Origin of the sequence: Methanobrevibacter sp. YE315, assembly GCF_001548675.1 — an archaeon.
Lineage (GTDB): Archaea > Methanobacteriota > Methanobacteria > Methanobacteriales > Methanobacteriaceae > Methanocatella.
The window spans coordinates 45,279-66,942 of record NZ_CP010834.1 but is presented as its reverse complement, the minus strand read 5'-3'; the positions used below and the strand labels follow the sequence as shown (position 1 = coordinate 66,942).

Genomic DNA, 21,664 nt, shown 5'->3' with positions numbered 1-21,664 from the left:
TCCTTTGATGCAGATTCTTAATGTATTTATTAAATTTTAATAAAAAGTCAAAATTGATAATAGAATGAATAATATTGCATTTTTGAAAAAATTCGTTACATTTATAAAAAAACAAACACATATAAATATTCATTTAATAATAACGGTTTTATAATACAGTATACTTTACACAAATTTCAGTATACTTTACACAAATTTTCAGAATAATTTTTAATCGGTGCATCATGAATTACAAGCAAATAATAGAGATATTGAAAGATTTTAAAGTAAAAAAAATAATTTTTTTAGGCTGCAACTCTGAAAATTTAATGAAATATATTTTAAGTTATACTCAGATAAATTGTGGAGAACTTATATTTATTGATTCACAGCCAAAAATCAATATTGAGGAAATTATTAATGATTATACTAACGTAAATTTCACTTTTTATAATGAGGATAGTTTAAATAAATTAACTAATTTTAAAGATTATGATGCAATATTTATTGATGATAATCCCAACTGGTATACAGTTTATAACGAATTAAATATTATTGAAAAAAATTGTGATAAATTTCCTTTAATTTTTATATGTAATTCAATTTTCCCTAATGAAAGAAGAGACACTTATTATCATTTTAATAATATTCCTTTTAGTTATCAAAATACGTATGAGAAAAAATTACGACTTTATGATGATCTTGTTATTGATGATGAATTTTATCATGCAATTTACCAAAATACTCCAAAAAATGGAGTTTTAACAGCTGTTGAAGATTATATAGAAAATTCTGAATTAGACATTGGAAAAACATTAATTGATTGTAAAACAGGAATATTATTAATTTACTTTAAAAATCATCATATTTTCAAAAAATACTATAATAATAAAAATTTAAACAATGAATTTATAAATTTTCATGTAAAACATACCCTTTTAAAAAATATTGTCAAGAATTCTTTGGCCGAAGATTCAGATGATTATTTTAAAAATGATACTGACTATATCAATAAAGAATTATTAATAGAAATCAGAGAAAATAACGAAGAATTAAATGATTTACTAAGAACAAAAATCAATAGAATAAATGACCTCAAAAAAGAAAGAAGGATATTAAACAAAACAATAACAGAAAAAGACAAACAAATAACACAAAAAGACAAACTAATTAGAACAAAAATCGATAGAATAAATGACCTCAAAAAAGAAAGAAGGATATTAAACTATACAATAACAGAAAAAGACAAACAAATAACACGAAAAAACAAACAAACAACACAAAAAGACAAACTAATTAGAACAAAAATCGATAGAATAAATGACCTCAAAAAAGAAAGAAGGGTATTAAACAAAACAATAAAAACAAAGGATAAACAATTAAAATACAAAAATAAAAAATTACATTATAATAAACGTTCTATAAATTTACTGAGCTCAAAGCGAAGATTTTCAATTTTATTATCTCAATTTTATATAATTTTTAAATTTAAATATGGTGCTAAGTTAAAGTTAAACAGGACATTATTCAATGAAATAATAAAAAATAACTGGCTAGATGTTGGATTTTATTTCAAAAATAATAGAGAATTATCAGAATTTAAATGGTTTAAACTTTTAACTCCGGAAGCACATTATGTCTGCCATGGATATGATGAAAAAAGAATACCTAAACTAGGATTTGATGATAAATTAAAAAAAGAAGGGATAATTAAAGAAATAACCGGTGATGCATATGATAAATAATGATAAATTATCTCCAAGAAGGGAGGCGCCTTTTTTTAACTTAAAATCTAATTCTGAATTACTTAATGTGTACATTCATCTAGAAGCATCTACGAAAGAAAGTTATTCAATGGATCAGTTTATCTCTTGTAACCCAAAAATTAACAAACCAGATTATGATAAATTAACAGTTATTATTCCTGTAAGATATTCTGAAGACAATGATGAAGCAATGGAAAATTTTTATATTATTTTACAATATTTAGAATATATTGGAGTTAAACACATTATCATTTCTGAAGAAGATGATTATTCTAAAATGAATGAAATATTTAACAAATGGGAAGATAAATTTGATGACATTTCTTTATTATTCACTCAGTCACATGATGAATTCAACAAACCAAATGCAATAAATGAAGCAATTAAAAAATGTATCACACCAATTGTTGCTATTATGGATTACGATGTATTGGTTCCTAAAAATTCATTTGATCAATCACTTTCATTAGTTGATTCTTTTTATGATTTTGTTTATGCTTCAAACAATTATGTTAAAAAAATAAATAATAAAATAGAATTAATAAATGATTTTAATTTTGAAAATATTAAAACAAATGACAATTATGAGTTAAATTACTCAAATATCCTATTTTGTAAAAAAGAACATCTTATGAAACTTGGAGCATATAATACTTCATTTAAAAAAGATTATTATTTCGATGAAGAGTTATTATTACGAATTATATTATCTGAATCAACACTGTTTTATGTAAATGATTACTCTTATAAATTAAAATCCATAAATTCTACTTCAAAAAATGATTTACAACATTTAATAAATCAATACAATTTATTAATATATAATAATCTTGATGTTCTTATTAATCAAAATGAAGACCTTTACAGAAATTCCATAATGTTTAGAGATGATGTTTATCCAGATACATCTAATTATCTAATTTCTGTTATTATTCCCGTATATAACTGCGAATTCTTTTATATTGATCGCTGCATAACTTCTTTGAAAAAACAAACAATCGGATTCGAAAACATTGAAGTAATACTAGTAGATAATGCATCAACACACCAACCATCGATAGACCTAATAAAAAAATATGGTGAAAAATATAATAACATCAAAACAATATTTCTCGATATCCATTCAGGAGCAGGGGCTGCAATAAATACTGGAATAAAAGCGACAACAACAGAATACATAACATTTCTAGACCAAGAGGACTATTTCATAAATAACATATGCGAAATAGCCTACAACAACATGGAAAACGAATATGGCGATATGCTAATAACAAATTTCATAAATTTGCATAACAACAACGCAAAAAGTCAAAATTGGAAATTTTTAAATTTAAATAATAAAGAAAAAACCCTGATAAATTGTTTCAAAGACCTGGATGTTTTTAAAATCTCTCCAATCACAGGAAATAAATTTTACAGAAAAAAATTTTTACTAAAAAATAATCTAAAATACGATAATTTTAAAATGGGCCATCAAGAACTTTTTAATGAAAAAACCTTATTTAAAGCAAAAAATATAAAAATAATTGATGAAATCTCAGTTATTACTGAATTAAAAAATAGTATTGATAAAAATTTCAAATCAGCAACATTAAAATATACAAAACAAGACTTAATTGATTATATTCACGTGATGGATGAATGCTATAAATTATACTTAATCAATTTCAGTAGAGACAGAAGGACAAGCACAATAGCAACTAAATTAAATTATTTTATAAACGAATTAGTAAATGTTAGTTTAAGTCGGCAAGATATGAAAATAATTATTGATGAAAGTTATGACTTATTTAAAATTATTAAGGACAAACCATATTTAATTTCTAAAAAAAATACTCCTATTTTTAATTCATTCATAACAAAAAATTATGAGGAAGCCTTTTCAATTTATAACGATTTATTAAAGTGATATTAATGAATAAAAATTACGTGACAAATAAATCATTCAATAAACCAAGTTATTATAAAGAAAACATTAATAAAAATCCTTTATTTGCAAGATATATATTTTTAGATAATATATCTAAAGAAAACGAATCCAAAAAGAGATTTATTTCAGAAAATCCTATAATTAAACCACCAAACTATGATGAATTAACAGTAGTAATACCATTTCGTGCAGCTGATGATGAAAAAAGAAATAAAAATTTAAAAACAGTAGTGAATTATTTAAAATTTATAGGGGTTAAACACATTATCATTTCAGAAGAGGATGACTATTCTAAAGTAGAAAAATTTATTAAAGAAGATCCAAATACTTTTGAAGATATTAAACTGGTATTTACAGAATCAAGTGAATTATTCTGTAAATCAATTGCAATTAATGAAGGAGTAAAAAATTGTAATACAGAATATATTGCTATTTCAGATAGTGACGTATTAATTCCAAAAGACATTTTTAATGAATCTCTATCTCTCATTGCCTCCTTTTTTGATTTTCTTTATCCTTTTAATAGAATGGTTAAACAAATTTATGGTTATGTAGATTATACTAATGTTGATTTTGATAGTGTAGATTCAGAAGTAGAAACTAGAATAAATGCTGATGGAGGATTCTTTTTTTGCAGAAAATCATCATTTTTTAATATTGGAGGTTATAACACTGCCTATACAGGATGGGGTGGTGAAGATAATGACTTTTGTTTACGCATTACTTTTTCCGATTATAATATTATTAGACTAAATAATCCTTTATATCACTTATACCACGATAAAGAACGCCCTAGAAGGACAAATACTAGATTATTAATTGATATTTATAATTCATCAAAATTTGATTTTCATAATTTAACAAAATTAAATAATCTTGATGTTCTTATTAATCAAAATGAAGATCTTTACAGAAATTCAATAAAGTTTAGAGATGATGTTGTTTATCCTGATGTATCTAATTATCTAATTTCTGTTATTATTCCAGTATATAACTGTGAATTCTTTTATATTGATCGCTGCATAACTTCTTTGAAAAAACAAACTATCGGATTCGAAAACATTGAAGTTATACTAGTAGATGATGCGTCAACACACCAACCATCGATAGATTTAATAAAAAATTATGCTGAAAAATATAATAACATCAAAACAATATTTCTCGATTTCCATTTAGGAGCAGGAGCTGCAAGAAATGCTGGAATAAAAGCTGCAACAACAGAATACATAACATTTCTAGACCATGATGACTATTACGTGAATGATATATGCGAAATAGCCTACAACAACATGGAAAACGAAAATATTGATATGCTAATAACAAATTATATAGATTCAGAAGATTTAAATGGAACAGGATGGGATTATTTAAAAATTAAAGGAAATAAGAAATTAATTAACAAATACGATGAACTAATAGATATATTTAGAATAGCTCCTTCAACTGGAACAACAACCTTTAGAAAAAAATTTCTGCTTAAAAACAAGTTACAATATAAACATATCAAAGCAGGGGAAGATTTAGTATTTAATCAGGAAACATTATTCCATGCATCTGGCATTTTATTAATTAATACACCATCTATTGTATTTTCTTATAGGCATAATACTAATAAAGATTTCGCTTCACGTTCATTAGACTACGAAAAAAATACGTTAAGTGCATTTATTGATGCATATTATGAAAGTTTTAAATTATTTAGAAAATATGCGCCAGATTACACACATTACGCATTGTCTTCGTTGAATAATTGGATAACTGAAAAACTATTAAAATCTAATTTATCTTTTAATGATTTTTTAAATCTCACAATTGAAGTTAGAGAACTAGCAATCCACTATGTTCATAATAAAAAAGTTGATAAGCCAAAAAAATGTTTAGATTTATATGAACTAATAGTAAAAGGTGAATTTAATCAAGCATATGACCTTTATAAAAAATTAATTTAAGTTTTTCAATTAAAATAATGGTTTTATAAAAAACATACGCTATTTATTTCATCTAATTTTAATTATTTTACCTATCTTCATTTGAAAAGTTAATTTTATCTTTTCTATTGATTAAAACGAATTTTGAATTACTTTTATTATCATTCCTTAAAAGTTATTTATTTGTCATGATACCCGTTAAATCACTATATTCAGGAAATTGCCTCGGTTTTCTGTGGCGAATGACTTTATCGAAGTTGAATTTGTATTCTTAAATATTATCTTAACCTCATGATTGTCATGATTGAATGTTGAAGATAATTTTTCTTTGAAATAAATGGTGGAAACTTGCTGTCCATCAATTAAAACATTATATGTATCGTTTAACTTGAAAATACCTGAAGAATTGAGCATAGATGCATTATCAACAATTATTTCATAATTATATGCTGGTGTATCTTTGGATACGATGAAAAACATCTCTGTAATTGTGGTATTGTTAACAAGATGATTTGAGTGTGTGATTAACGATCCGGCGAATTTCTCTTTTAAACGACTGTTTTGAATAACATCCCCCGCTTCGATATTTAATGAATCCTTAACCTCAAGAGGTACTCTTAAAATATCAGTCTCGCCAGGTCTTGTTTCATTGATTGTATATACAGCATCATCGATTTGTATAGTGTCATTGGCTCTTACACCCAGTGACATCATTGCATCCGAAGGCATACGTATTTGATCTGATTCGTTTTCAATAGCTATATCAACAGTATATGGTCCTCTTACAGAAATTGTATCGTCTCTTGGTGTATTGTCAGCGTATATGATTAAATTTCTTGAGTTAGGTTCAATTGACAAAACACCGTTTTCAAAATGAGCCGCTCCAATGAATGTTGAAATCATTAACAGCAATACGATAATTGAAATAATCAATGGAAAATGAATTTTAATAAATGACTTAAGCAGATTTCCGCGCGGAGTCTTTTTAAACATGACAAGTGATTTGACAACTACTTTGATAATGTAGTAAATCGCCAATACAATACCTACTATGGTAATGATAACTCCAATGGCCAACGGAACAAATTTTACGAAAAATATTGTAAACAATCCCAAAATGATTAATGATAAACCAACAATAGACATTCTAATAAAATAACCGATGTCATCGATCATTACAACCCTACCATATTTATTAGCACGGTTTATAATAGTTCTTACAACCTCATTTGCCATTAAATTCAAATCTGAAAGTGGGGACATGTCGTGTTCAATTGCACCGATGTCGACCTCCATTATTGTGATTCCCAAAACATCAGCATCAATAACAATACCTACATCCACACCATAATCGCTTTCAAAATTAATTCTTTTTAAAACTTCTTTTTTAGCCGCAAACTGACCGCTCAATGGCTGTTCAAATGAAATTTCTGGGAAAAAGAAATTCAACAGGGGCTTTGCAGTAAGTTCAGTTACACGACCACTTGCACGGGAAAATTTAGTTTTTGTAATATCGGTTTTTCCTTCCAAAATAGGCTTAATCATCGCTTCAACCTTTTTTGAAGTTAAATTATAAATGTCAGCATCAATAAAAGCGATGATATCACATTCAGCTTCTTTATATCCTGTTTTTAAAGCTTCACCCTTTCCCTTATTTACTTCATGATTGATTACAATAGCTCCGGCATTTAAAGCTTCCTGCTCGGTTCTGTCAGATGAGCCATCATTGACTACAATGATTTCATCAACGAAGGAAACGTTTTTAACTACATCCACAACTGCAGCTACTGTATCCTCTTCGTTGTATGCGGGAATGATTACTGAAACCTTTTGATATTTTTTTGGCTTTTGAGTTTTTATGCCCGCAAGTAAAAAAGTAAGAATTACTAGAAACCAATACACGCTAAATCTCCATTTTTATTAATTCAAATATAATTAGTTTTATTAATTAACTAATATAAATAGTTATAACTAATTTCCAAAAATAATGGGATTTAATTAGTTTTAAATCAAAAATAAATAATCTGTCCAGTTGATTTAAGATGATTAAATATTGAATATTCTCATTGAAAATATGAAATTAATTTAACAATGATACTTTAATATATCTAAATGTCAATATTATTATGTGAGTAAATAATTTGTTTAGAAGGGATTTTTTAATGACACCAAAGATAATGATTATTCTTGGAAGTGGATCAGATATTGCTATTGCAGAAAAAAGTATGAATATATTGGAAAAACTTGAAATTCCATATAGCTTAAAAATTGCATCTGCACATAGAACCCCTGATTTGGTTCGTGAAATTGTTCAACAAGGTACTGATGCCGGAATTAAAGTTTTTATTGGAATTGCGGGATTGGCCGCTCATTTGCCAGGTTCCATTGCCGCATATACACCAAGACCTGTCATTGGCGTTCCAGTTGATGTTAAGACTGGCGGTGTTGATGCATTGCAATCAATTGCCCAAATGCCATATCCTTCACCAATCGCTACAGTTGGAATCGACAGGGGAGACAATGCCGCAATATTGGCCGCCCAATTTATTGCTATCCATGATGAAGAAGTGCGTGAAAAAATAATTAATCTAAGAAAGGGATATGCAGAAAAGGTTAAAGACAGCAATGAAGAAATCGTCCAAAATATTGAGAAAAAATATCTTCAAAACGACTTTTTAAGAATAAAAAATCTTGAAATAAAAGAAATAGAATATGATGAAACACAATCAGATTGCAAAAACAAGGATGCGGATGTTGCAATCATTGTTGGAAGGCAAACTGATGTGATTACAGCCAAAAAGATTGAAGTAATATTGGACAGGCTTAAAATTTCCCATGACACAAAAGTTGTTTGCCCAATCAGATCCACAAAAAAATTCACAAATTACGTTAAATCCATGTCAAACGCCAAAATATTCATTGGAGTCAGTTCAAACTCATCCCAAGTCACTGGAGGAATAGTGGGCTTGACAGACAGGCCGGTGATTGGAGTTCCATGTACCAATGAAAATGGTGACGATTATATTCTTACAACCGTTAACATGCCGCCAGGTGTCCCTGTTGCAACTGTTGGAATAAATAACGGTAAAAATGCTGCAGTTCTTGCTGGTGAAATTCTTTCTATAAATGACCCAACAATCACAGAACTTCTTGGAAAATTAAAAGACAAAAAAATTAACCTATAGTGATAGTATGAACCTTAACGATAAAAAAGTAATTGAAATTGAAGACGAGCTTTCTTGTGAATTTGAAGTATCAAAAGTTTTAAGAGAATATCCTAAAGACACGGTCATTATTAAAAACGTTAAAGGATTTGATATGCCGGTCGTGTCCGGAATCTGCAACACAAGGGAAAAAATAGCCAAATCAATCAATTGTGAAGTATCCGAAATTACACAAAAAATTATTGATGCTATGGAAAACCCTATGAAAGTGGATAAATTCACAGATTTCAGTGAATATGACACATTAAACATTGATTTGGGTAAAATACCTATATTGACTCACTATAAAAGAGATGGCGGAGCTTATATCACAGCGGGAGTTGTTTTTGCCCGCGACCCTATAACCGGAATCCAAAACGCTTCAATTCATAGGATGATGGTGCTGGACAACAAAAGGCTTGTCATAAGAATCGTTCCAAGAAACCTCTATACTTACTTCCAAAACGCGCAGGAAAAAGGTGAAGACCTTGAAATTGCAATAGCTATAGGTATGGATCCGGCGATTTTGCTTGCAAGTACCACTTCAATACCAATTGACTATAACGAAATGGATGTTGCAAATGCATTCAAAGACGGTGATTTGGAACTAATTAAATGTGGGGAACTTGAAGTTCCACAAGCGGATATCATATTGGAAGGAAAAATTTCAGTTACAGAAACAATCGCTGAAGGGCCATTCGTAGATTTGACTGATACCTACGACATTATCAGAGACCAGCCAATCATCAATTTAACAAAAATGCATATTAAAAAGGACAATCCTGCTTATCATGCAATCATTCCAGCCGGATTTGAACATAAGTTATTGCAAGGACTACCTCAGGAACCAAGAATATTCAAATCCGTGAAAAATGCAGTTCCTACAGTTGAAAATGTCGTCTTGACTGAAGGAGGCTGTTGCTGGTTGCATTCAGTTATTTCCATCAACAAGCAGACTGAAGGTGACGGTAAAAACGCAATAATGGCTGCATTGTCAGCGCACCCTTCACTTAAGCATTGCGTTGTTGTAGATACTGACGTGAATGTTTTTGACGCTGAAGACGTTGAGTATGCAATTTCTACACGTGTTAAAGGTGACAGAGACATTATGATTGTCCCAAATGTCAGAGGTTCTTCACTTGATCCGGTAGCTGAAAGTGATGGAACAACAACTAAAATAGGTGTAGATGCTACCAAATCTTTAAAAACATTGGAAAAATTCGAAAGAGTTAGCTTCGGTGAATAAGCTAACTTTCATTTAATTTCATCGATTATCGGATTCAAAGAATCAAAATCGATGAAACTGACTTTTTTATCGTATGTTTCAATTATAGCCTTTACTTCAGCATTTTTTTTATCTTCTTTTAATTTCTTTGCTCTTCTATAAACAAAACCCATCATTGTTTTATGCTTAAAGTTAAGTTTAGAATAATCTATTCCACCCCTCAAACAATGGATGCTTGTCTGATTGTAAATGTCATCCGGCAATTGCTTTTCAATTCTTTGCCTTATTGTGTCCCTATTCTCTTTATCGTTGGGGTCTGCAAGTCCCACTGTTGCAACAATTATTTTCTTATTGGTGGCATCTGAAATCTTACTCAATGTCTTCTTCATGCCCAAAACGCTTCCTGCATATAATGCTCCAAGATAAATAATTGTATCATACTTGTTTATATCTTTAATATCTGAGTATTTTTCTGCTTTTATTCCTGTTTTTTCAGATAATTCATGGGCATATTCTTCTGTTGTTCCATATTGGGAACCATATACAATAATTTCCATAAAATCCATCTCCAATGACCAGTTAAACTTTTTTAAATATTTCCCAAATGAACATTCCTAATTCCTTTTTCAATGGCTATTTCACGGGCCTTATATAAAATATCTGGCCTTGTCGGCTCAATATCATTCATTTTGTAATATGGAAAAGCCCTTGAAAAGTGCAAAGGTACATCATTGTCCAGTTCATTAACCACAAAATCGCATAATTGTGTAATTTCAGATATTGAATCATTATAGTCATTGATAATAAGGTTTGTGAGCTCCAAATGTTTGCCTTCCATATAAACCCTTCTGATGTTGTCCAAAACAACGTCCAAATCTGCGCCGCACACCTTCTTATAAAAATCCGGTGACATGGATTTCAGGTCAATGTTGAATGCGTCGACGAATGTCAGTATTTCCTCAACTGACTTTTGGGAAAAATATCCGTTGGTAACATATATGACTTTCAAATTTTTTTTCCTGGCAAGCAAGGAAGTTTTCTTGTTGAATGGTAAGTGTATCGTAGGTTCATTATAGGTCCAAGCAATTGATGCACAATTGTAATTCAAAGCATTTTCCACAATCGCCTCTGGAGTTATTTTAATGCCCCTGGAATATTTATCATATTCATGTGAAATCATATAGTTCTGACAATGCAAACATGTCATGTTACAGCCAAAACCGCCGATTGAGTAAGTGAACGTGGATGGTAAAAAATGATGAAGAGGCTTTTTTTCAATTGGATCGGGACTTAACGATGAAACGATACCATAACTTTCATCAAACAATTCCCCATTAACATTCTTATGCTGTCTGCAAACTCCAAAATGACCATCAGCTATTTTACAATAGTTTGCACAAATCTCACAGCGGACTTTTCGAGACTTGGAGCTTTTCTTGTAAAGATTGCTATTCACTAACATAGTGCTCATAACCCTTATTCCTTATCCTTTCAACATATCCGTTATCCAATGTCAGCTCAATAACATCAGAATCTGTCACTTCACCAATTACTTTATAATCAATTGATAATTTTTTCAGATTTTCCTTTGAAATCGTGAAAACCAGCTCAAAATCCTCTCCAACATGCATCACCAAATCAAGATAATCAAGATTCAATTCCTTAGCCAATTTTTTATACTCGTCGGAAATTTCCAAAAGCTCTTCATAAATCATGAAGCCGAAACCGTCTTTTTTTATTTCATAAAGTTCGCTGGCAAGGCCATCGCTAATATCTGTGGCAGATGTGGCTCCAGCCTCCTTAATTAAAATCCCTTCCTTAAGTTTAGCTATCGGCTTTAATGCCTTTTTAACATAAATATTATCCATAACATCCAAATTAAATCCTAATGCGGCAAGACCCAAATCCCCTGTAACGGCTACCAAATCGCCCAGTGAATAGGTATCTTTCATCAATGGCTCATCGCATAAGCCCAAAGCTGTTCCGGAAATTATGATTTCAGACGCTTCGTTGGTATCTCCCCCGATTAGCGGAATGGAATAGTAATCACAGGCACTCAATACCCCTTCTATAATCTCTTTAAAGCTATCCAGTTCCAAATCTTTTGGAATAGCTATTGACAATAAAAAACCAAAAGGAGTGGCTCCCATTGCAGAAAGATCGCTTACATTAACTGTGACCGATTTGAATCCCATGTCAAAAAAGGACATGTTTTGGGGAAAATGCCTGGATTGAATCAGCATGTCGCATGTTGAAATCAAATTAGAGTCAAAAAAAGGAGTAACTGCAGTATCATCCGGAGTAATTTCACTTGAATTAGAAATAATATATCTAACTAATTCCTTTTCACCAATATCTGAGACTTTGAGGGTCATGAATAATAGTATAAATTTTGAAATAAATAAATTTTAAGAAATGCCTGTTGGCAAAAAAAGTAAAAAAAATGTTTCAGAACTATAAATATTCTGAAACTCTGTCTTTAATGATTTCATACATACGCCTGTCAATTCCAAGAGGGTCGGTCAAAATGATTTCACCGTCAAATTCAACCGGCTCTTCATCGTGGTCATGATGGTGGTGATGATGATGCCCGTGATGGTGTTCATGATCGTCATGGTCATCGTGGTCATGATGGTGGTGATGATGACCTGATACTTCTTCCTCATCAAAATCACTTTCAATTCCAAGCAATCCTGGAATGTCCCTTTTGGTATGTAATCCATGTGCGACAAATACAGGTACAACGATTATCTTTTCCAAATCCCCTTGTTCTGTTAAAGTTTTAATGGTTTCCTGGATACCTGGCTTTCTAATTTCCATAAAACCATATTCTACAATAGCATCTGGGAATTCTTCTAAATACATTTCTTTATAAGCTTTAATTACTTCCTCACCATCATCCAATCTGGAACCGTGGCTTAAAAGTAAAATTCCGGTTTTCTTATCAGACATATTTTATCATCCGTTAATAATCAATTATTAATCTAAAGTTAAATTCTGTTAAGTTATCTTGAAAAAAAATTTTTTCAAAAAAATATATGAAAAATTATGATTTTTCATTTACCATATCAATTAAAATATCTATTAATATATCATCTGCTTTAATAGGCTCTGGATATAATATTTCACCATCAAAATCGACAGGGGTCAAGTCATGTACATGGTCATGGTCGCCGTGTCCATGGCTGTGTGAATGGGTGTGCTCATGATCATCTAAAAACCCTAGGATATGTGGAATATCATGAGTGGTATGCATTCCAGGAGCAATAAATACAGGAACAACAACTAATCTATCCAATTCATTTTCTTCCGCTAATTTGTTAATGGATTCCGGTATGCTAGGGCCGCATAACTCCATAAATCCAAAACTGGAAGGTAAATCACAGGTTTTTTCAAACTTATTATATAATTCTGTTGCAAATTCCTTATTATAATTTAATCTAGAACCATGTGTAACAAGCAAAATTCCGGTTTTCGCATCATCAGCCAATTCAGATTCTGACAAAGCCTGTGAAACTCTTTTATCAATTATATCCAAAAGCTCGTCACGAGGGCCAATAGAATCCATCAATATGATTTCACCATCAAAATCAACATCATCGGCAATTGACAGGTAATGTTCATCAGGATAGTTTCCGTCAGGACATCTCGGGTCAACTTCCAATGGTTCCAAACCCAACAGCTGAGGTATATCGATTCTTGTGTGAATACCCGGAGCTAAAAATACCGGAAGCGCTATGATTTTTTTCAAATCATCAACTTCTTCCTTCAGGACTTCTACAGCTCCTGCAATAGTAGGTTCGGATACTTTCATGTATCCAATTTCGGCTGCAAAACCGGATTTATCGATGAATTTCTCCTTAATTTCAGTAAAAACCTCTTCAGCATAAGGTAAAGTACTTCCATGACTCACTAAAATTACAGCAGTATCATTTGATAACTTTGAACTTGTATCCATATGAGATTACTCCGTCTTCTCCGTCTTCTCTAACTCTTCTAAATACCATTTCTACATTGTCACCGATTTCAATATCTTCAACGTCACAATCTACAAGTTGTGAGGTTAATTTTGCACCTTCTTCAAGTTCAATTACGGCCACTGCATAAGGAGCTGCCTTTTTAAAATCATCAGGTGCTGATCTAATTATTGAAAAAGTGTGAATTTTTCCTTTTCCTGAAAATCGGAAAGGTTCTAAGTTCCCTTTTCTCCTACAATTAGGACATACTACACGAGATGGGAAAAACAACTCACCGCAGGTAGTACATTTGGAACCTATAAGATTATATCTTTGCTGTATATGACGCCATGTTCTTACAGTATCTGACATGTAAATCCTCCATATATTTTCAATAAGTATAATTTATAATAAATAATATAAATAGCTATTTTTTTTATTACTATTTTTACGGATTTTAACAAAATGTATTAACAAATGTGCAAAATCATAATGTCACACTTAAGAAATAAATTTAAAAACCTATTTCAAATTTTTATAAATGAAAAAGATAGGAATAGACTCAAAAGGAAACCTTATCATAGGAACGACCGCCATATTGATTGTATCATTGCTATTGATTTGCATTTTTGTCATGACAAGCATGAATTATATTGCAAATGAAAATATTGATTCAAAATCAAATGACAACTTCAAATATATTATCAACGATTATTCTGAAAACTTGGAAGTGATTGGAAGAGACTCGATAGACGAAGCGACACAAAAGGCATTCAATGGCCTGCCGATTTTAAACAGCGAAAATGAAATTAAAAAGAACCTTGATAAAAAATTGGATGAAAAAAACAAGGAATACGAAGAAAAATATGATGTTAAAATCAATTCAAAGGCCCTTTCGGTTGAAAACTCAAACAGCCCCTGGAAAATATTGATAAAGGTTAAACTGAACGGCGAAAAGGAAAACGAAAAATTCTCCAAAATCATTGAAAAAAACGTGTCCATAGAAAACTTGAGAGACCCCTTGCCAATAGCCAAACTAACAGTACTTTCAGGAATACTAACATACGACAATAAATACCACTACAAAACGGCCCTATCGGCATATATGGTTCTGCATGACTTGGATTCTCCCGAATCATACATCGAAGCGACAGCACCATTGATAATTAGGAAATGCCCTTATGACCCTTATATCCACCATGGAGACCCGGGAGTTCTAAAAGACTGTTTGAAACAAGGGTATTTCCATGAAAGTGCAGATGGAAGCTGCTATCTCTGCAGGTTAGAAGGAAAAGGGAAATGCCCCCATTACGGTTTTGAAGTGTTCATACAAACACATACACCCTTGAACAATGAAACTCTATCCTGTTCGGATCATGTAGTCTTTAGTGACCATTACAATGGCAAAAAAATAGATGAAGAGGATTGGGACAGCCTGATTTTGGACGATTCCCATAGAAAAAAATACGGGTTGATATGAATGGACAGCAGGGGAAGCAGTACAATCGAAATCACAATTGTTCTTGCAGTGATATTATTAATTTTGGGTGTGCTTTTGGCATCAGTTGAAAATACAACCGAAAATCTAATCAAAACGCAGGAAAATGAAAACGTTGAAATGTTAATAAACGAAGCGGTTGACAATCTAATCAACAATCCCGGAAATCCGGAAAAATGGAATGAATATGAAAAGGGAACGCCAGGCCTTGCAATCATAAATGAAGAGGGAGAAACCGTTCCAAACTCCGTATCCTATGAAAAATTCAATGCGTTGAAAAGAAACTACAATAAGTTAATAACTGAAAAAATATTCAACTCAAAAATCAAATCATCAATGGAATTGTCTCCAAAAAAGAGTACCATTTCAAGTGTAAAAATTGGTTCGAACATGGACTCAAACAATGTATTCGTTGTAAACAGATTGGTGAAATGTGACTTTTACAAAAAATATGTCTTGAAGGATTTCGAAAATGATGGAAAATGCAATCGAAACCATCAACAAGACTCCCACAGCTGCAATTATTTTAAGGTATTTAAGGGAAATCTTAAAAATTCAAACTACTATCTGATAATTGACGATAGCGAAAAATACGATTTGAAATACATTGTGGATACGACAAGCGAATACGACCTGAAGGACTGGCAGACAGCAATTTCAAATGTTATTCCGCTGAATGACAAGATTCGCTTTTACAATGATACAAGCGCGATAGTCTTTGTTCATCTTGATAAGGAAAAACCTAAAGCCGTGATGATTTCCGTTCCGAAAAATTTCAATAGGGATTGCTTAAATTACGATTATTTTAGAACAAACGAATGTGAATTCATCTTTAAATGTTGTTATTAAATCAAAACACCTAAAATAAGCAATGACACGCTTATCAAAGTTAGGCTGGAAATTGAATCTGTAACGCTTGTTGAAACTGGAATCACAATATTGTCAGGGTCTAAATTATGATTATATGAAGTTATTGAGATATAATAGACAAGGAAAACCATTATTGTAACTAATATAAGTCCTGATAATGTGCTGATTTCAATAATCTTATCAAAGCCCACGCCAAGCACTCCAAAAGCAATGGATGATGATTCGGCTATTATTCCAATGAATGGGAAAACAACAATAGCTAATATGAAACAAATAGCAAAATTATGAAGCGCCTCTCCTTTAGGTCTTGATAACGGTTCAACCAAACCTGAATGAAGGGCTGAAGACAATCTTGCACCTAAAATACTGATTAGGCTTCCGCATTCGCCTGAAAACAATGGCAATAAGGTAAGCAAGCTAGGATTGGTAAGCAATGTTTCGACTGAACTGTTTAATATTCCGCCTGCTGAACCTCCTAAAAAGGAGCATAAAAGCAAGGTAGGAGTGGATTGCTTTAAAATTGTTTTGGTTTCATCGGATAACCTGTAGCAATAAACAAAACCTGCAAAAACAGCTATTATAATTACAACAAGAATGCTGTATTTGACGAGGATATTTACATTCATTGCTTTTAAAATAAAAATTGATGCTATAATTGCCGGCAAAGTAAACAAATCACCAAAGGCTGCAATTATTGGGCTTGTAATATTATCCGGATCCCAGCCATGCTCAAAACTTTTAAATGAAACGAACATGGTTATCGGAAGCATTATTAAATTGGAAATTATGCCCGCGAATGTACAAATCAATATGAAATCCATTAGGCTTATTGATTGGTAATTTAATAAAATACAGAATGCTTTCGCTACAATTGCTAAAAATATTGATAAAACCAGTGTCAATACAAATGAGGAAAAGATATTGTAGTTTAAATCATCTGAAAATTCAAATTCTGGGGATATTAAACCAATATGTAAACTGGTGGATAATCTTGAAGCAAATGATCCAAAAATATTTCCTCTCATACCAATAGCTCCAGGAATGACAACCAATAAACCCGGAAATGTTTCAAGGAAAAATGTCATTTTACCGAGTATAATACCAGCTATTAAATCTCCTGTAGCACAAATTAAAAGAGCAATCAACCCTTCTTTGATTATGTAATCATGCTCTGAATAAAAATCAGATAAAATTCGAGTAGATAGTGAACTGCGAATCTTCTTCTGTTGATCTTTCACAAATATCACTACCTATAATCATTTTTTCACAACCTAATCTTCGTCTTCTAATTCTTCTGGAATATCTTCAAGTGAACAGGCTCCTGATGCTAATTTTTCAAGCAAATCTGCACCTTCATCTGTTCCTTTTAAAATCAATGTGTCGCCAGGTAAAATTGTAGTATTCTTATCCGGTCCGTAAATCCATGATGAACCTCTTCTGATGGAAATTACTCTCATACCTGTACGATTTACTAAAAGCAAATCTCCTAATGTATTGTTTGCGAGTTCTGATGATTCGTCAACAACAACTCTAGCAATACTTTTATCTGATTCTTCCATAACCATTTTAAATACTGGATGTGGTTTAAAACCAGTTATAACTAAATCAGCCAAATCTTTAGCTGCATTCGCCATACTTTCTGTGGCTTCTGCAATTTCAAGCAATGCTGTTAATTTTTCAGCATCTTCATATGACCGTGCGGCCACTAGTGATTCCATTTTAATTTGATAATTCATCGCATTAACTTCATTTTCTAATGTAATTACCTCTTCTGCAGCTGTTTTACTATTAAATAAAACAGCAGAATATGCTAAATCGACCATCAATTCCGACATATTTTTCATTTCTATTAAAAGATTTTTAATTGACAATTAAAATACCCCTAAAGATCGTTTGGATTATTTTTTAATAAGCATGCTCTTCTAAGCTTTAATAATGTTTTTTTCTTAGCTTTTAAATCTTCAACTTCCTCTATAATATTTTCTAAAGGCTCTCTCAAACATTCTACACTGTCTTTGTCATGCAGCCAAGTACATTCCTTACAGTTCCAAACATTTTTGCCCTTAATCCATTCCCCACCAGTTGAAGAGTCACCGCATGGATAGAATGGACAATAGCAGAAATCACAATACTGGCCGTCATAGTGGCAAGGATAAAAATCGCATTCCCTATTAGGGCCATGGGCGACTTCGCCATTTAAGAATTTTTCATAATGATTTTGTGATAAAGGATGAATTTTGGATCTGATTACATATCCTCTTGGTGTCACTAGCTTGTTGTCCTGAACATATGTCAAGTCATTGCCGACAATCAGTGTGCAGGACATGTTAACTATGTCTTCGGTCAAGTCCTTAACTTTAACGACTGTTTCTTTTGCAGGTTCGTAGGTACTGTCAACGATTCCTATTAAGGCGTCTTCACCTTTAATATCTAAAACACATTTTTTAAATCTTCTGAAAGGTTCTTTACGAGTTTTACTAATAGGATTGTAAATAGCAACTATTAAATTAGCTTCAAGAGCATATTTCAATTTCTTTTCAATTTCAGATAATGGAGTTAAAATATTGCTTAGGCTAATTGCTGCAAAATCATTCAACGGTGCTCCAAGTTTGCTTGAAGCATAATTGAGTGCAGATACACCAGGATAAACTTTGATTTCAACATCGTCGTATTTGATAACTATCTGATACAATACATTTGCCATTCCAAAAACACCAGGGTCTCCGGAACTAATTAATGAAACGGTCTGGCCTTCCAAACTCTTTTGAATAGCAAATTCGGCTCTGGCTATTTCATCTCCCATACCTTTTTTGACAATTTCCTTATCCGCTATCAAATCTTCAATTTGGTTAATGTATTTCTTATAACCTATAATTACATCAGATTCTTCAATAGCTTTTAAAGCTCCTAAAGTCATGTTTTCTCTATTTTGACCAATACCTATTACATTAATCATTTTTATCCCTAGTATAATTTTAAAACAGAATTAATAACAATTGTATCAGTTTTAACCATCAACCCGGTTCCCTTGAATGTAGCATCAGCGCTTGCTATAATCTTATAGGACGGATTCTGGCTAATAATAATTTGTCCTGAAGTTGAATTAGGTGAAGCATAACCTAAAGCTTCGATGTTTACGGTTATGTTTTTATTACGTGTATCATCACGAGTTGTTACGTTCATTGAATCAACATTGACTCCATCTACATTCGATATATTCTCCATTTTCAGCGCGACTTCTTTTTTATTGGAAATATTAATTGGAGTCGGATCTTTAACTAAGACATCATTAACTTTTTCTGGATTGAAAAAATTTGAAATCTTTTGAATTTGCATGTCAATTAATCCTGGAATGTTAGGAGCCTCGGCTGTAACAATCGTATATGAACTAAAAAGACCTACTTCAAAAAATACAACAAATAAAACAATTATTAAAATAATTCTTACAACCTTATTTGCCATTTTATCACAATCATTATTTTAGTTTATATATAAAACATTATAATATGATAATCTCTATTCTTAATATTAAATAAATATAACTAATCTGTGAAATTTCAAATTTATAAGAAAAAATAAATTTTTTAAATTTAAATTCTCAAAGTTTATTAATATAGAAAATTAAAATTTTAATTGATATGTCAACTAATAAAATTCTATTAAAATTTGCAAAAAAAGGAATCAACCTATCACCTGAAGCTTATGATAAAGTCATCAATGCAGAAAATCCTATTGATTTTGCATCATCATTAATAGTTAAATTAAAAAGCGATAAATATTCATCAAAGGATTTGGTATCCGTCGGTGTCGATATTCTTGACGAAATTGCGGGTGGCAAAAAAACCGAAGGTGAAAATCAAAAAACATTAACCAATGATGATAATGAAAAAATAGAAAATCCCATAGTTGAAAAATCATCTCAGGATGTTCAAACACCACCAATTGAAAAAGAAAAAAATCTTTCAATTGACAATCTTAAAAAAGAAAGTGACAATCCTGAAAAGCATATTAATAAGGAAATATTGGAAGCTTCTGAAACCGTTAAAGATGAAAAAATCAAATTCAAAAGAAACGAACAGAAAACCAATGTGAAATATGACTTTAAAATCATACAGGATACCAGTAAAAAATCCTACACAAGCGGAGAGCTTGAAAATCTAATCGCTTATTTTAAAAGTAGATATGAAAAATTAGCCAATATCCTGTCAAAAAGACCGGAACTTAGAAACTATACAAAAATAGCTGATATCGATGATTCACAGGATAATATAAGTTTAATCCTAATGGTTCGTGAAATCCGAACAAGTAAAAACGGCCATAAGATTGTGGAATTCGAAGACGATACTGGGACAGTATCTGTCCTTTTCTCCCAAAAGAACGATGAAGTGTTTGGTGAAGCTGAAAAACTAGTTAAAGATGAGGTTATAGGTGTTATTGCAAATAAAAGCAATGATTCAGGATTCCTATTCGGTCAGCAAATAATAAACCCGGGAGTTCTACGTATCCCCGAAAAGGAAATGGATTTTGGAATAGTATTCCTATCAGATGTTCACATCGGAAGTTTAACATTCCTTGAAGATGCATTTTTAAGGTTTATTGATTGGATTAACTGTGAATACGGTACTGAAGAACAAAGAAGAGTGGCTGAAGACGTTAAATATCTTATTATTGGTGGAGATATTGTAGACGGTATTGGTGTGTATCCGAACCAGGAAAAGGAACTGGTTATCAAAGACATTACACAGCAGTACAATGAAGCGGCCAAATTTTTAGGAAACATAAGAAGCGATATCAAAATAATCATCGCCCCTGGAAACCACGACGCATCAAGAGTTGCTGAACCTCAGCCTGCAGTGCCTGAAGAGTATGCGAAGGCACTATATGAATTGGACAACGTTGAATTCATTTCAAATCCGGGTGTAGTATCCCTTGATGGAATCAACGTTTTGATTTATCACGGACGTAGTTTCGATGATCTTGTGATGGCCGTTAAAGATTTTACACACGAAAGAAATGATTTGTTAATGGAAGAATTGCTTAAAAAAAGACATTTGGCGCCAATTTACGGTGAAAGAACTCCTTTGGCTTCAGAACTTGAAGACTATTTGGTCATCGATGAAATTCCCGACGTGTTCCATACAGGACATGTTCACATTAACACCTACAGAAAGTTCAAGGGAATTCATCTAATCAACTCAGGTACTTTCCAGACCCAGACCGAGTTCCAAAAAATATATAACATTGAACCAACACCTGCTGAAGTGCCGGTTCTACATAAGGGAAAATATAAACATTTCAAATTTATCTAA

At 31.5% G+C, this 21,664-nt stretch carries 19 protein-coding genes; 8 read left to right on the top strand and 11 right to left on the bottom strand.

Features of this window, described 5'->3' with window-relative positions; genetic code table 11:
• The first annotated feature begins 224 nt into the window (after nucleotides 1–224).
• Genes TL18_RS00255 through TL18_RS00245 form a run of 3 tightly spaced genes read left to right on the top strand, consistent with a single transcriptional unit; the run spans nucleotide 225 to nucleotide 5,624 of the window.
• Nucleotides 225–1,724 carry a hypothetical protein gene (locus TL18_RS00255; RefSeq protein WP_067039637.1) on the top strand — a complete coding sequence of 500 codons (1,500 nt, stop codon included), beginning with the start codon at nucleotides 225–227 and terminating at the stop codon, nucleotides 1,722–1,724.
• Nucleotides 1,714–3,654 carry a glycosyltransferase family A protein gene (locus TL18_RS00250; protein ID WP_067039634.1) on the top strand — a complete coding sequence of 647 codons (1,941 nt, stop codon included), beginning with the start codon at nucleotides 1,714–1,716 and terminating at the stop codon, nucleotides 3,652–3,654. Before TL18_RS00255 ends, TL18_RS00250 begins: the two co-directional genes overlap by 11 nt.
• A gap of 5 nt (nucleotides 3,655–3,659) precedes the next feature.
• The gene (locus tag TL18_RS00245) at nucleotides 3,660–5,624 is read left to right on the top strand and encodes a glycosyltransferase (protein WP_067039632.1); all 1,965 of its coding nucleotides are present in this window, start codon (nucleotides 3,660–3,662) and stop codon (nucleotides 5,622–5,624) included.
• 177 nt (nucleotides 5,625–5,801) lie between these two features.
• On the opposite strand, the gene TL18_RS00240 is transcribed toward TL18_RS00245, so the two are convergent.
• Nucleotides 5,802–7,505, bottom strand: coding sequence for a glycosyltransferase (locus TL18_RS00240; protein ID WP_067039629.1), 1,704 nt, complete (start codon nucleotides 7,503–7,505; stop codon nucleotides 5,802–5,804).
• 260 nt (nucleotides 7,506–7,765) lie between these two features.
• Here TL18_RS00240 and purE point away from each other — a divergent pair, with 260 nt between their 5' ends.
• Entirely contained in the window at nucleotides 7,766–8,788 is a 1,023-nt protein-coding gene (gene purE / locus TL18_RS00235; protein WP_067039626.1) for a 5-(carboxyamino)imidazole ribonucleotide mutase, read from the top strand.
• A gap of 7 nt (nucleotides 8,789–8,795) precedes the next feature.
• Nucleotides 8,796–10,052 carry a UbiD family decarboxylase gene (locus TL18_RS00230; RefSeq protein ID WP_067039623.1) on the top strand — a complete coding sequence of 419 codons (1,257 nt, stop codon included), beginning with the start codon at nucleotides 8,796–8,798 and terminating at the stop codon, nucleotides 10,050–10,052.
• An 8-nt stretch (nucleotides 10,053–10,060) separates the two neighbouring features.
• Here the strand turns inward: TL18_RS00230 and TL18_RS00225 are convergent, their stop codons facing one another.
• From TL18_RS00225 to TL18_RS00200, 6 genes are all read right to left on the bottom strand, one after another.
• The gene (locus tag TL18_RS00225; RefSeq protein WP_082706303.1) at nucleotides 10,061–10,588 is read right to left on the bottom strand and encodes a flavodoxin domain-containing protein; all 528 of its coding nucleotides are present in this window, start codon (nucleotides 10,586–10,588) and stop codon (nucleotides 10,061–10,063) included.
• A gap of 32 nt (nucleotides 10,589–10,620) precedes the next feature.
• Nucleotides 10,621–11,493 (bottom strand): AmmeMemoRadiSam system radical SAM enzyme, encoded by an 873-nt coding sequence (amrS, locus tag TL18_RS00220; RefSeq protein WP_082706302.1) that lies wholly within the window; start codon nucleotides 11,491–11,493, stop codon nucleotides 10,621–10,623.
• A complete protein-coding gene (gene thiL / locus TL18_RS00215) occupies nucleotides 11,480–12,406 on the bottom strand; it encodes a thiamine-phosphate kinase (RefSeq protein WP_067039617.1) in 927 nt (308 codons plus the stop codon). Before thiL ends, amrS begins: the two co-directional genes overlap by 14 nt.
• 79 nt (nucleotides 12,407–12,485) lie before the next feature.
• Nucleotides 12,486–12,983 (bottom strand): sirohydrochlorin nickelochelatase, encoded by a 498-nt coding sequence (gene cfbA, locus TL18_RS00210; RefSeq protein WP_067039614.1) that lies wholly within the window; start codon nucleotides 12,981–12,983, stop codon nucleotides 12,486–12,488.
• A gap of 94 nt (nucleotides 12,984–13,077) precedes the next feature.
• Nucleotides 13,078–13,989 carry a sirohydrochlorin nickelochelatase gene (gene cfbA, locus TL18_RS00205; protein WP_067039611.1) on the bottom strand — a complete coding sequence of 304 codons (912 nt, stop codon included), beginning with the start codon at nucleotides 13,987–13,989 and terminating at the stop codon, nucleotides 13,078–13,080.
• Nucleotides 13,961–14,359, bottom strand: a complete 399-nt coding sequence (locus tag TL18_RS00200) for a Zn-ribbon domain-containing OB-fold protein (RefSeq protein ID WP_067039609.1) — start codon at nucleotides 14,357–14,359, stop codon at nucleotides 13,961–13,963. The genes cfbA (TL18_RS00205) and TL18_RS00200 overlap by 29 nt, the downstream gene beginning before the upstream one ends.
• A 169-nt stretch (nucleotides 14,360–14,528) precedes the next feature.
• Between TL18_RS00200 and TL18_RS00195 the strand changes: the two genes are divergently transcribed.
• Nucleotides 14,529–15,467, top strand: coding sequence for a hypothetical protein (locus TL18_RS00195; protein ID WP_067039606.1), 939 nt, complete (start codon nucleotides 14,529–14,531; stop codon nucleotides 15,465–15,467).
• Entirely contained in the window at nucleotides 15,468–16,334 is an 867-nt protein-coding gene (locus TL18_RS00190) for a hypothetical protein (RefSeq protein WP_067039603.1), read from the top strand.
• Here TL18_RS00190 and TL18_RS00185 read toward each other — a convergent pair.
• Genes TL18_RS00185 through TL18_RS00170 form a run of 4 tightly spaced genes read right to left on the bottom strand, consistent with a single transcriptional unit; the run spans nucleotide 16,331 to nucleotide 19,817 of the window.
• The gene (locus TL18_RS00185; RefSeq protein ID WP_067039600.1) at nucleotides 16,331–17,593 is read right to left on the bottom strand and encodes a magnesium transporter; all 1,263 of its coding nucleotides are present in this window, start codon (nucleotides 17,591–17,593) and stop codon (nucleotides 16,331–16,333) included. The two genes, TL18_RS00190 and TL18_RS00185, sit on opposite strands and share 4 nt — an antisense overlap.
• A gap of 33 nt (nucleotides 17,594–17,626) precedes the next feature.
• Nucleotides 17,627–18,226: a potassium channel family protein gene (locus TL18_RS00180; protein ID WP_082706301.1), complete on the bottom strand. Its 600-nt coding sequence runs from the start codon at nucleotides 18,224–18,226 to the stop codon at nucleotides 17,627–17,629.
• An 11-nt stretch (nucleotides 18,227–18,237) separates the two neighbouring features.
• Nucleotides 18,238–19,311, bottom strand: coding sequence for a precorrin-3B C(17)-methyltransferase (gene cobJ, locus TL18_RS00175; RefSeq protein ID WP_067039597.1), 1,074 nt, complete (start codon nucleotides 19,309–19,311; stop codon nucleotides 18,238–18,240).
• Between the two features lie 8 nt (nucleotides 19,312–19,319).
• Nucleotides 19,320–19,817 (bottom strand): hypothetical protein, encoded by a 498-nt coding sequence (locus TL18_RS00170; protein WP_067039594.1) that lies wholly within the window; start codon nucleotides 19,815–19,817, stop codon nucleotides 19,320–19,322.
• A 176-nt stretch (nucleotides 19,818–19,993) separates the two neighbouring features.
• Here TL18_RS00170 and TL18_RS00165 point away from each other — a divergent pair, with 176 nt between their 5' ends.
• Nucleotides 19,994–21,664: a DNA-directed DNA polymerase II small subunit gene (locus tag TL18_RS00165; RefSeq protein ID WP_067039591.1), complete on the top strand. Its 1,671-nt coding sequence runs from the start codon at nucleotides 19,994–19,996 to the stop codon at nucleotides 21,662–21,664.